The following is a 12,272-nucleotide window of genomic DNA, read 5'->3' as shown; positions in this document are numbered from 1 at the left end:
CCCATCTCAACGCCATCGTCCGCAACGCCGAAACAGCACAGACCATCGCACCCTAATCCGACACGGTTGCTCATTCCCGCGAAAGCGGGAATCCATGGGGAATCGGCCGTCTTCCGAGGCGGGGGGGACACGGCGCGGCCATTCAGCCCGGTCCCCTGCATTCCGGCACCCGAGCGGACCTCACGCCAGTCGCCCCAAACAACGGCCCTATGGATTCCCGCTTTCGCGGGAATGAGCGGAGCAAGGAGCCGGCGCCGCAGGCACACCCCAGGGCCCATCCGGCCTGCACCCCTGGCCGACGACCGTCCGCCGGCCGGAGGCCGCCGCGGGACACATGCGAGCCCTGTCCGAACCGCACCCGCCAGCGCGCGACCACGCGCCGGCCGAAGGCCGCCCACCCGGAGCCGGTGCGCGTGAGCGCACTCGGCGCGAGGGGCAAGACACCTGCGCGAGCGGACGGTCCGGCACGGCTCCGAGTGGATCAAGCGACGGGAGGGTGCATCCGGGAGGTTGCAGGGGGTGGGGATAAGGTTGGGCGGCACTGACATTTGGCTTCGCGCGACGCGCCATCGCTGCCCTAATTGAACTGCACGGCGGTGAGCGATCCAGCAGGCTCCAGACGGGAGAACAGGGCCTGACGTCACCACGGACAGCCCGAACCGTCGGGGATGACGACGGACGTGTTTCTGCGTTGGAGGATCAGATCTCAAAAGCTTCATCGATAGACCTGCCCTGGTCGAAAGCTCCACGCGCCTTGGCGATGGCGCTCGGTGTCTGCGCGCCGTGGCTCGCCGGAATTGCCGCCGGTCATGCCATCCATGGCAGCATCGCGTCCTTCGGCGCCTATCTGCTGACCGTTTCCTTTCCGCATCTGCCTGCCTCCGGCCGCGTCAGGATCCTGCTGGTGTCGTGCCTGGCCATCAGCCTGCTTGCGACGGTGGGGGGAAGCGTTGCGCTCGGCTCCGTTGCTTTCTTTATCCTGGCGCTCGCCGCTGCGATGGCGCAGGGCGTCGGCGAGGTGAGCGGAGGCTATTTCCGACTGCCCGTCGCGCTCGGCACCCTGGCGTTCTTCCTGTCCGTCGGCGAAGTGCCTGCCGGAGAAGAGCTGGTCTACGGCGGCACCTTCCTCGCCGGAACCCTCTGGGGCGCGGTGTTCGTGTTCTTCTGCATCCCGTCGGACCAAGGGGCGGCGACCGGTCCCCGCCCCCCGCTGCTGAAGGACGCCGCCCAGAGGCGGTTCCTGGCGGGGATCGCATCGGTCTCGATGCTCGGAAGCATCGCCGCCTGCTTCAGCCCAGGCGCGCATCCCTGCTGGCTGACCGCTGCCGGGCTCAGAGTGATGAAGCCGACGCGCCAGGAGACGATCTACCGGATGAAGACGCGCGGGCTCGGCACGATCCTCGGTGCGGCGACAGGGGGGCTTCTCCTCGGATTGTCGCCGATCCCCTGGCTGCACGCGGCGATGGTCGGGGTCCTGGTGCTCTGCATGCTGCTGATCGGCGCGAAGCGGTACGGCCTCTGGACATTCTGCCTGACCGCCATTGCGCTGGCCTTCAACCTGTCTCCGGAAGCCGGCCCGCTCGAGATGGCGTCGAGCCGTGTCCTCCTGACCGTCGTCGGCATCGGCATTGCCGTCCTGATGCTCCCGCTCCTGCCGCTGACGCCGAAGGCAGGCAGCGACGCGCGGCCATCGCAGCCTCCGGATACGACGACATGACCGGGCGCTGGGTTTTATGCCCCTCGCGCCGAGTGCGCTTGCGCGCACCGGCTCCGGGAGGGCGCCCTATCGGGCGGCGCGCGGTCGCGCGCTGGTGGGGGGCGTGCGGAGAGGCTGGTTCTGGTCCCCTCACGCCGAATGCGCTGCGCGTTGTTTTCTTGTCCGCTCACGCCGAATACGCTGCGCGCATCGGCTCCGCGAGGGCGGCCTCCGGCCGGCGCGCGGTCGCGCGCTGGTGGGGGCGATACGGCGCGGCCCTCGTTGTTTGCGTGGCGTCGGCTTCTTGCTCCGCTCATCCCCGCGAAAGCGGGAATCCATACTGAATCGCGGAGTGAACGGCGGGAGAGATTGCGCCTCGAAGGCTGCAGCACCTTCCGTCTCTCATCCCGCATGAGCCAGCGGCAAGGCCCCATGGATTCCCGCTTTCGCGGGAATGAGCGGTGGGTGGAGCGAGCGCCCCGGCCCAACCGCAGCGCCGGAGAAATCACTCCGGCAGGTTTAGCCGGATGTGCAGATCGCGGTGCTGCTTGGCGGAGACTTCCGAGGGAGCGCCCTTCAGGAGGTCCTCGGCCTTCTGGTTCATCGGGAACCCCGTCACGTCGCGCAAATTCTCCGCGTCGCAGGGGAGCATGACGATGCGGTCGATGCCGGGGGCGGCCACCCCACCTCGCCGGCGGGCTTGCTGCGGTCCCTGCAGATCCGTCTAAAGCGGATCTGCGCCCTTCGCGTCGGTGCCCGGCTGGAAATGGGGAACGGTCTTGCCGTCTTTGAAGTCCAGCAGGATATCGGCGGCGGCATCGGCAAACTGACCGTACATCTCGTCGGTCGGCCAGCCGAGGTGCGGAGTGAGAACGACGTTCGACAGCCTGGTGAGAGGATGGTTCGCGGGCAGCGGCTCCTGGTCGAAGACGTCCAGCCCGGCGCCGGCGATGCGCCCGGCGGAGAGCGCGGCGACCATCGCCGCCTCGTCCACGATCGGACCGCGCGACGTGTTCACGAGATAGGCGGTCGGCTTCATCAGGGAGAACTGGCGCGCGTCGATCAATCCGAGCGTCCGGCTTCCCATCGTTGCGTGGATCGTGACGATATCCGACGCGCCCATCAGATCGTCGAGGTCGCGATATTCCGCGCCGCCGGCCGCCGCCGCTTCGGGCGTCAGCCGGGGTCCCCATGCCAGCACCTTCATCCCGAACGCCTCGGCGATCCGGGCAACATATTTGCCGATGTTGCCGAGCCCGACGATCCCGAGTGTCTTTCCCCGCAGGACATAGGTCATCGGGGTCGGCCACGCGCCCTTCTTCACGGCCTGATCGCAGGTCGGGATCTGGCGCATCACGGCCATCATCAGCGCGAAGGTGAGTTCGCCGGCCGAGGTGCAGAAGCCGCCGGTTGCCTTGCCGATGACGATGTTCAGCCGCTCAGCGGCATCCAGATCGACGTGATAGGCATGGTTGCCGGTCTGCGCGATGACCCGCACGTTGCTCAGCGCCGACAGGAACTCCGCGGTGAACCGCGTCCGCTCGCGCGTGGCAACGAGCGCGTCGAAGCGGTTCAACGCCGCCGGATCCGCGATGTGATCGGTGAAAATCTCCACCTCGGCGTGCTGGCGAAGGCGCGCGACGCCGTCCGTCTGGCCATAGGCATCGTGAAAGTCGTCCAGAAACGCGACGCGCATGGGTACCCTCGACCTTCTATCTATGCTCGGCAGCCCGGACAGTGGAAAGAGGCGGGCGTCCAAACACCCACGTCCCCCCTGAACCTCACCCACCAGCGCGCGATTGCGCCCCGGCCGGGGGGCCGCCCACCCGGCGCCGGTGCGCGCAGCGCATTCGGCGTGAGGGGTAAATGGACAAGCTGCGAGCCGCAGCCCTGGATTCCCGCTTTCGCGGGAATGAGCGGAGTAGGGAGTTCGCGCCGAGAACCGAAATCAGCCCATCCGGATCGCACCACCAGCGCGCGACCGCGCGCCGGCCGGAGGCCGCCCACCCGGCGCCGATGCGCGCAAGCGCATTCGGCGTGAGGGGCGAGTACTCCTACTCCGGCAGATTCAGCCGGATGTGCAGCTCGCGGAGCTGCTTGGCGGAGACTTCCGAGGGGGCGCCCATCAGGAGGTCCTCGGCCTTCTGGTTCATCGGGAACAGCGTCACGTCGCGCAAATTCTCCGCATCGCAGAGCAGCATGACGATGCGGTCGATGCCGGGGGCGAGGCCGCCGTGCGGGGGCGCGCCCATCTCCAGCGCGCGCAGCATGCCGCCGAACTTCTCCTGCAGCACCTCCTCGCCGTAGCCGGCGATGGCGAAGGCCTTGCGCATGATCTCCGGCTTGTGGTTCCGGATGGCGCCCGAGGAGAGCTCCACGCCGTTGCAGACGATGTCGTACTGGAACGCCTTGATGTCGAGCGGGTCCATCGTCTCCAGCGCCTCCAGCCCGCCCTGGGGCATGGAGAACGGGTTGTGGGAGAAGTCGACCTTGTCGTTCTCGTCGTCCCACTCGAACATCGGGAAGTCGACGATCCAGCAGAACTTGAACTGATTCTCGTCGACCAGGCCGAGGTCGAAGCCGACCTTCTGGCGGGCCCGGCCGGCGAAGTCGACGAAGGTCTTCGGCACGCCGCAGACGAAGAAGACGGCGTCGCCGGCCTCCAGGCCGAGCTGGGCGCGGATGGCGGCGGTGCGTTCCGGGCCGATGTTCTTGGCGATCGGGCCGGCGCCCTCCTCCTCGCCCTCGCGGAAGAAGATGTAGCCCAGCCCCGGCTGGCCCTCGCCCTGCGCCCAGGAGTTCATGCGGTCGCAGAAGGCGCGGCTGCCGCCGGTCTTGGCCGGGATCGCCCACACCTGGACGCGCGCGTCGGCCTCGATCTGGCGGGCGAACACCTTGAAGCCGGAGCCGGCGAAGTGGGCGGTGACGTCGGCCATCTCGATCGGGTTGCGCAGGTCCGGCTTGTCGGAGCCGTAAAGGCGCATGGAATCCGCATAGGGGATCATCGGGAAGGTCTCGGTGACCGGCCGGCCGCCGCCGAACTCGACGAACACGTCGCGCAGCACCGGCTCCACCGCCTGGAACACGTCCTCCTGCTCGACGAAGCTCATCTCGATGTCGAGCTGGTAGAACTCGCCCGGCGAGCGGTCGGCGCGGGCGTCCTCGTCGCGGAAGCAGGGGGCGATCTGGAAGTAGCGGTCGAAGCCCGCCACCATGATCAGCTGCTTGAACTGCTGCGGCGCCTGGGGCAGCGCGTAGAACTTGCCCGGGTGCAGGCGCGAGGGCACCAGGAAGTCGCGCGCGCCCTCCGGCGACGACGCCGTCAGGATCGGCGTCTGGAACTCCATGAAGCCGGCATCGGTCATGCGGCGGCGCAGGGAGGCGACGATCTTCGAGCGCTTGACGATGTTGGCGTGCATCTTCTCGCGGCGGAGATCCAGGAAGCGGTACTTGAGGCGGGTGTCCTCGGGGTACTCCTGGTCGCCGAACACCGGCAGCGGCAGCTCGCCGGCCGTCGACAGCACCTCGATCTCGGTGGCGAACAGCTCGATGCGGCCGGTCGGCAGGCGCTCGTTGACGGTGTCGTCGGTGCGCGCCTTGACGGCGCCGTCGACGCGAATCACCCACTCGGCGCGCACCGTCTCGGCGGTCCTGAAGGCGGGCGAATCCGGGTCGGCGACCACCTGGGTGATGCCGTAGTGGTCGCGCAGATCGATAAACAGAAGGCCGCCGTGGTCGCGCACGCGGTGGACCCAGCCGGAAATCCGCACGGACGTTCCGACGTCCTCCTGGCGCAGCGCGCCGCATGTGTGGCTACGGTAGCGGTGCATCAAATCGCCTCGATACTGGGGGCGACCGGTGCCCGGGCCGCCCATTCGTCCGCCATTTCGCGGCGGGACAGGGGTGTTCTGAAATCGCGGCGAGACAGGGCACGCAGGCCGTCTCTTGTCAAGGTTGGCGGCCGGCCCCACCTGCGGCCACGGGTACAAGTGAAACGCGACGCTTGGCGGATCGACCGATCATCGTGTATCACCGCGCCGTCGTTCCCATGCGGGAGCGTGCGAACGGGCCGTGCAGCGATCTTGCCGGCGCGTCTCCCCATGGTCCTCTTCGCCTCGCAAGCAGGCAAGACCGACGTCGGCCGTGCGGGATGCGCTTCGGGCATTCGCGACTGCGGCCGGGATCTCGAACAACACCTCGAAGGGCACGATGGAAACCGTTCTCATCGTCATTCATCTCATGGTCGTCGTCGCGCTGGTCGCGGTGATCCTCCTCCAGCGTTCGGAAGGCGGGGCGCTCGGCATCGGCGGCGGCGGTGGCGGCTTCATGTCGGCGCGCGGCACCGGCAACGCCCTGACGAAGGCGACCGCGGTGTTCGCGTTCCTGTTCTTCGCCACGTCGATCGGCCTGACCATCCTGGCGCGCACCCAGGACACGCCGTCGTCGATCCTCGACGACCTGAACCAGCCCGCCTCGCAGACGGCCCCCACCGGCGCCGATCCGACCCGCGGCTCGGGCCAGGGCATCCTCGACACGCTGCGGCCGTCGGGCACCGGCGGCGGCGACGCCCAGGGCACCGGCCAGCCGGCGGCGCCTGCCGCGCCGGCCGGGCCACAGGTCCCCTCCTCCCAGTGAGGACGGGCCTCCGCCCTCTCGCACGAGAAAACCGGGGACAGCGCCGCTGCACCCCGGTTCGCCTCTCCCAAAGCGCCGTCGAACCTCTAGGATAAACGCCCGATGGCTCGGTACGTCTTCATTACCGGCGGCGTGGTCTCTTCGCTTGGCAAGGGACTGGCCTCGGCGGCTCTCGGCGCGTTGCTCCAGGCACGCGGCTATCGGGTACGGCTGCGCAAGCTCGACCCCTATCTCAACGTCGACCCCGGCACGATGTCGCCCTACCAGCACGGCGAGGTGTTCGTCACCGACGACGGCGCGGAGACCGACCTCGACCTCGGCCACTACGAGCGCTTCACCGGGCGTCCGTGCAACCGCATGGACAACATCACCACCGGCCGCATCTACCAGGACATCATCGCCAAGGAACGCCGCGGCGACTATCTGGGCGCCACCGTGCAGGTGATCCCGCACGTCACCGACGCCATCAAGGAGTTCGTGGTCTCCGGCAACGAGGACTTCGACTTCGTCCTCGTCGAGATCGGCGGCACCGTCGGCGACATCGAAGGCCTGCCGTTCTTCGAGGCGATCCGCCAGCTCTCCAACGACCTGCCGCGCAACGACGCGATCTTCGTCCACCTGACGCTGATCCCGTTCATCAAGTCGGCCGGCGAGCTGAAGACCAAGCCGACCCAGCACTCGGTGAAGGAGCTGCGCTCCATCGGCATCCAGCCGGACATCCTGCTGGTGCGCTGCGACCGCACGATCCCGCCGGGCGAACGCCGCAAGCTGGCGCTGTTCTGCAACGTGCGCGAAGAGGCGATCATCCCGGCGCTGGACGTGGAATCGATCTACGACGTGCCGATCGCCTACCACAACGAGGGCCTCGACACCGAGGTGCTGTCGGCGTTCGGCATCACCGGCGCGCCCCACCCGGACCTGGAGCGCTGGACCGAGATCTCCAAGCGCGTCGGCTCGCCCGAGGGCTCGGTGAAGATCGGCATCGTCGGCAAGTACACGGGCCTGAAGGACGCCTACAAGTCGCTGAGCGAGGCGCTGGTCCACGGCGGCATCGCCAACAACGTCCGCGTCGAGATCGAATGGTTCGAATCGGAGGTCTTCGAGCAGGAAGACCCCGGTCCGTGGCTGGAGAGCGTGCACGGCATCCTGGTGCCCGGCGGCTTCGGCGAGCGCGGCGCGGAGGGCAAGATCGCCGCCGCCGGCTTCGCCCGGTCCCACAAGGTGCCCTATTTCGGCATCTGCTTCGGCATGCAGATGGCCGTCCTGGAAGCGGCCCGGAACCTCGCCGGCATCGACAAGGCAGGCTCGACCGAGTTCGGGCCCACCGACGAGCCGGTCGTCGGCCTGCTGACCGAATGGATGCGCGGCAACGAGCTGGAACGCCGCTTCGCCGAAGGCGATCTGGGCGGCACCATGCGGCTGGGCGCCTACAAGGCCCATCTCAGCGAAGGAAGCCGGATCGCCGACATCTACGGCACGACCGAGATCTCCGAACGCCACCGCCACCGCTACGAGGTGAACTCCGGCTACATCGAGCGGCTGGCTGCCCAGGGCGTGCGGTTTGCCGGCATGTCGCCGGACGGGCTGCTGCCGGAAACGATGGAGCTCGTCGACCACCCGTGGTTCATCGGCGTGCAGTATCATCCGGAACTGAAGTCGCGGCCGTTCGATCCGCACCCGCTGTTTGCGTCCTTCATTTCGGCAGCGGTCGAGCAGAGCCGCCTCGTCTGACGGAGGCGCCATGATCACCGGGATCGACCACACCGTCGTTCTCGCCGAAAGTCTCGTCGAGGCCGCGCTGACGGCCGGCCGCCTCGGCTTCCGCACCAGCCCGCCGGCGGACCATCCGTTCGGCACGGCGAACGCGCTCGCCCAGCTGCACGGCAGCTATCTGGAATATCTGGCGATCCTCGACGAGAGCCTGTTTCCGGAGGAGCGGCCGGACACCTTCTCGTTCCCGAGCTTCAACCGGGATTTCCTGATCGGCGAAGGTGCCGGCATCTCGATGCTGGCGCTGAAGACCGACGATCCGGAAGCCCTCGCCGCACGGCTGGCCGAGATCGGCCTGTCGCGGTATCCGACGTTCTCGTTCGCGCGCACGGCGCCGGTGCCGGACGGCCGGGAGCTTCCGGTGTCCTTCACCCTCGCCTTCGCCAGCCATCCGGACTTCGTCCGCGCCGGCGTGTTCGCGGTCGTCCATCACCGGCCGGAGAATTTCTGGCACGCGGCCTACCAGGCCCACCCGAACACCGCGCTGTCGACCACCTGCGTCACGATGGTCGCGCCGCATCCGGACGCCACCGCCGCGACGCTCGGCCGGGTCGCCGACGCCGCACCGGCCGAGGCCGACGGCGGCTGGCGCGTCGCGCTGCCCGACGGCACCGCCATCGAGGTGATCGATGCCGCGGGCTTCGCGGCGCGGTACGGCTCGGCCGCGTTCGACGGCAAGGTGCTGCCGCGGTTTGCCGCCCTCACCCTCTCCGTGGCGGACCTGTCGGCGACCCGCGCCGCGCTTTCGGCCGGCGGGACCCCGTTCGCCGAGACGGCCGACGGGGTCGTGGTGGCGCCCGAGCACGGCGGCGGGACCGGCTACCGCTTCGTCGCCGCCTAGGCCCTTGTGCCGCTCAGCGGGCCGGGTGACGCCGGGCCCGGACTGCGGCACACTGTGTCCCTTCGACAGCGAGAAGACACGAGGTCCGCACAGACGGGGGGTCTGTCCGGCCGCGGACGGATGCGGGGAGGACGGAACACCGGTCCATCCCCCGCTGAGGCCGTGCGGGAAGGATCGCCATGCCTGTGGCAGAAGATCTCGGACTGAGCGGCGTGGCGCGCACCCTGCTCGTTCCGCTGTGCGCCCGGGCGCAGGCGGCGCGGCTGTTTCCCGCCGCCGGGTTCCGCGATGCCTCGGCGGAGCGGATCGTCGAGCTGTTGGGGGTCGACGCGTCCTCGGTGGTCTCCGACCCGATCAGCGTCCTCGGCTTCATCTCGCGCGCCAAGATCTTCGATCATCACATCGCGCGGTTCCTGGCCGCCCATCCGGACGGCATCATCCTCGATCTCGGCGCCGGGCTGTCCACCGCCTGCGAACGGCAGCCCGCCACGCCCGCCGGCTGGATCTGCGTCGACCTGCCGGAGGTCGCCGCGCTGCGCCGGCGCCTGATCCCCGACACGGCCAGCTGCCGGGTCGTCTCCGCCTCGCTCGACGTGCCCGGCTGGCTCGACGGGGCCGCCCTGCCCGCCGCCCCGACGCTGGTGGTCGCGGAGGGGCTGATGCCCTATCTGCACGCCGCGAGCATCGGCACGCTGCTGGGCGACCTTGCCGACGGCCTGACGGGCCGTCCGTGCGAGCTGGTCTACGACGCCTTCTCGTTCCTGATGGTCGGCACCGCACGCTATCATCCCTCGATCGGCGCGCTGGCCCGCCGGGACCCGTCGATCGAGTTCGTGTCGGGGGTCAAGACGCGGGCCGACTATTGCTGGGGCGAGCCGCGCTGGATGCTCGACGAGATCTGCGACGTGATGGAGCAGCTGCCGCCGCCGGTCGCGCTGTGGAGCAGCGTCGTCGAGGGCGTGTTCGGCGTTCCCATCTACGCGATCGCCCACCTTCACCTCGACGCAAACCCGGCCAGGCGGTAAGAAGCGGCGCACGCGCATCCAGGAGAGTTCGAGCCATGACCGCTGCCACCGCCCACCAGGCGATTCGTCCGGATTCCACCGTCGACGTCGGCAAGGTCCGCTTCGCCAACGACGCGCCGCTCGCCCTCATCGCCGGGCCGTGCCAGCTGGAAAGCCGCGCGCACGGGCTGGAAATGGCCGCGGCCATTCGCGAGATCACCGACCGGCTCGGGATCGGCTGCGTCTACAAGGCGTCGTTCGACAAGGCCAACCGCACCAGCCGGTCCGGGGCGCGCGGAATGGGCCTTGCGTCGTCGCTGCCGATCTTCGCCGAAATCCGCGAGACGTTCGGACTGCCGGTGCTGACCGACGTCCACACCGCCGAGCAGTGCGCGCGGGTGGCCGAGGCCGTCGACGTGCTGCAGATCCCCGCCTTCCTGTGCCGGCAGACGGACCTGCTGGTGGCGGCGGCGGAGACCGGCGCGGTCATCAACGTCAAGAAGGGCCAGTTCCTGGCCCCCTGGGACATGGCCAACGTCGTCGAGAAGATCACCAGCGCCGGCAACGGGCGGGTGCTGGTGACGGAGCGCGGCGCGAGCTTCGGCTACAACACCCTCGTCTCCGACATGCGGGCGCTGCCGGTGCTGGCGAAGACCGGCGCGCCGGTGATCTTCGACGCCACCCATTCGGTGCAGCAGCCCGGCGGCCAGGGCGCGTCGTCCGGCGGTGACCGGCGCTACGTGCCGGTGCTGGCGCGCGCCGCCGTGGCGGTCGGCATCGCCGGCGTGTTCATCGAGACCCACGACGACCCCGACCGGGCACCTTCGGACGGCCCGAACATGGTGCCGCTCGGCGCGCTGGAAGCGCTGCTGTCCGACCTCATGGCCTTCGACGCCGTCGCCAAGGCGCGGCCCTTCGATCCGGCCAGCTTCGGCTGAGCCGACCGGGGACAGGGATCGGCGAAACCGCCCTTGCGGTTGACGGACGGCGGCAAACGCACTACCCGAACGGCACGCGCGGCCCACCCGCGCGCGGGCCCGCAAGCGGGCCGGTTTCGAGCGTCGTCCGCGGACCCCGTCCGCATCCGGACCGGCGCTCAGGGTGCCCGTAGCTCAGTTGGTAGAGCATTCGACTTTTAATCGAATGGTCCTCGGTTCGAGTCCGAGCGGGCACACCAAACCCATTCACTCACCTGCCGACAGATCCATTTGCGACCTGGGCCACGTCTGCGATGGCTGGGTCACGCTTCCGCCCCGCAGCAGCAGCTCTTTCGATCAGGCGGAAGCCCCTGATCGGACATGGGCCCGGATTCAATGCCTTGAGCAGTTCCTTTTCGTCGATATCGCGTCGATCTGAACGGGACATGCCTAGCCTGGCCAGTCCGCGTGAAGGCCGGCGAGCCGGGCCCGCAGACGCGGTCCGGTCCAATCCAGAAAACTCCTGACCTTCAGCGGCAGCTGCTCGGCCTGGGCGTAGATGAGGCTCACCGGCAGCGGCTCGGGTGCGAAGTCCGGCAGCAGGATCTGCAACCGGCCCGAGCGCACCTCCTCGGCCACCTGATAGGACAGCACGCGGATGATGCCGAAATCGGCCAGCGCCGCCTGGATGGCCGCCTCCGTCGTGTTGACGGCAAGCCTTGGAGGCGGTTCGACGGCGAAGGCCGGACCATCCCGGCGGTACCGCCATTCCGGGGCAACGGCGAAGCCCTTGAAGCTGATCCCGTCGTGCCCGGCGAGATCCTCGGGCCGGCGCGGCACCCCGCGCCGGCCGAGATAGGCCGGGCTGGCGCAGATGACCCGGCGAACGGCGCCGACGCGCATCGCGATCAGCGAGCTGTCCGTCAGGTGCCCAATGCGCAGGGCGACGTCGATGTGCTCCTCGGCCAGGCTGACCTGCTGGTCGGCCAGCGTCAGCCGCAGTCTGATCTCGGGCTGCTCGGCGAGGAAGCCGAGGGCGGTGGGCAGCATGTGGAGCTGGCCGAAGGTGATCGGCGCGGTGACGTGCAGCTCCCCGCGAAGCGCCCCATATTCGCCCGCTGCCTCACGTTCCGCCTGTGCCAGATCTCCGAGAATCCGCCGCGAGGCGGCAACGAAGACACGCCCCGCATCGGTCAGCGCGAGCCCGCGGCTGGTGCGTACGACGAGCTGGGTTCCGAGGTGCTTTTCGAGCTCGACCACCTTGCGGCTGACGGTGGCGAGCGGGGCGCGCAGCCGTCGCGCGCCCGCCGAAAGGCTGCCGGCCTCGACGACCGCGAGCAGAACCGACATCGCATCGAACCGATCCACAATGCCTTCCGATATGTGAGAGGGACCTTCCAGGAAGCGCA

9 protein-coding genes, 1 tRNA gene and 1 pseudogene are annotated in these 12,272 nt (G+C 69.0%); 7 read left to right on the top strand and 4 right to left on the bottom strand.

The window, feature by feature from the left end:
* The first annotated feature begins 760 nt into the window (after nucleotides 1–760).
* Entirely contained in the window at nucleotides 761–1,717 is a 957-nt protein-coding gene (locus ACSSVZ_RS17125; protein ID WP_453971910.1) for an FUSC family protein, read from the top strand.
* Between the two features lie 484 nt (nucleotides 1,718–2,201).
* Here ACSSVZ_RS17125 and ACSSVZ_RS17120 read toward each other — a convergent pair.
* From ACSSVZ_RS17120 to aspS, 3 genes and pseudogenes are all read right to left on the bottom strand, one after another.
* Nucleotides 2,202–2,384, bottom strand: a pseudogene (locus tag ACSSVZ_RS17120) (aspartate--tRNA ligase); the annotation flags it as partial.
* 36 nt (nucleotides 2,385–2,420) lie between these two features.
* Nucleotides 2,421–3,392 carry a D-2-hydroxyacid dehydrogenase family protein gene (locus ACSSVZ_RS17115; RefSeq protein ID WP_453971908.1) on the bottom strand — a complete coding sequence of 324 codons (972 nt, stop codon included), beginning with the start codon at nucleotides 3,390–3,392 and terminating at the stop codon, nucleotides 2,421–2,423.
* Nucleotides 3,393–3,750: 358 nt separating this feature from the next.
* On the bottom strand, nucleotides 3,751–5,526 hold the full coding sequence (gene aspS / locus ACSSVZ_RS17110; RefSeq protein WP_453971907.1) for an aspartate--tRNA ligase: 1,776 nt from the start codon (nucleotides 5,524–5,526) through the stop codon (nucleotides 3,751–3,753).
* A 379-nt stretch (nucleotides 5,527–5,905) separates the two neighbouring features.
* On the opposite strand from aspS, the gene secG reads away from it, so the two are divergent.
* The 6 genes from secG to ACSSVZ_RS17080 all read left to right on the top strand — a co-directional run bounded on the left by secG (nucleotide 5,906) and on the right by ACSSVZ_RS17080 (nucleotide 11,123).
* Nucleotides 5,906–6,331, top strand: a complete 426-nt coding sequence (gene secG, locus ACSSVZ_RS17105) for a preprotein translocase subunit SecG (protein ID WP_453971905.1) — start codon at nucleotides 5,906–5,908, stop codon at nucleotides 6,329–6,331.
* 102 nt (nucleotides 6,332–6,433) lie between these two features.
* Nucleotides 6,434–8,062, top strand: coding sequence for a CTP synthase (locus tag ACSSVZ_RS17100; RefSeq protein ID WP_453971904.1), 1,629 nt, complete (start codon nucleotides 6,434–6,436; stop codon nucleotides 8,060–8,062).
* A gap of 10 nt (nucleotides 8,063–8,072) precedes the next feature.
* Entirely contained in the window at nucleotides 8,073–8,942 is an 870-nt protein-coding gene (locus ACSSVZ_RS17095) for a VOC family protein (RefSeq protein ID WP_453971903.1), read from the top strand.
* 179 nt (nucleotides 8,943–9,121) lie between these two features.
* Nucleotides 9,122–9,967 (top strand): class I SAM-dependent methyltransferase, encoded by an 846-nt coding sequence (locus tag ACSSVZ_RS17090; protein WP_453971902.1) that lies wholly within the window; start codon nucleotides 9,122–9,124, stop codon nucleotides 9,965–9,967.
* Between the two features lie 35 nt (nucleotides 9,968–10,002).
* Entirely contained in the window at nucleotides 10,003–10,884 is an 882-nt protein-coding gene (kdsA, locus tag ACSSVZ_RS17085) for a 3-deoxy-8-phosphooctulonate synthase (RefSeq protein WP_453971900.1), read from the top strand.
* A gap of 163 nt (nucleotides 10,885–11,047) precedes the next feature.
* Nucleotides 11,048–11,123 (top strand) — tRNA-Lys (locus ACSSVZ_RS17080).
* A gap of 190 nt (nucleotides 11,124–11,313) precedes the next feature.
* Here the strand turns inward: ACSSVZ_RS17080 and ACSSVZ_RS17075 are convergent.
* Nucleotides 11,314–12,231, bottom strand: coding sequence for a LysR family transcriptional regulator (locus tag ACSSVZ_RS17075; protein ID WP_453971898.1), 918 nt, complete (start codon nucleotides 12,229–12,231; stop codon nucleotides 11,314–11,316).
* Nucleotides 12,232–12,272 lie beyond the last annotated feature (41 nt).

This window comes from Amorphus sp. MBR-141 (genome assembly GCF_053628695.1).
This window is presented reverse-complemented; position numbering and strand designations above follow the sequence as displayed.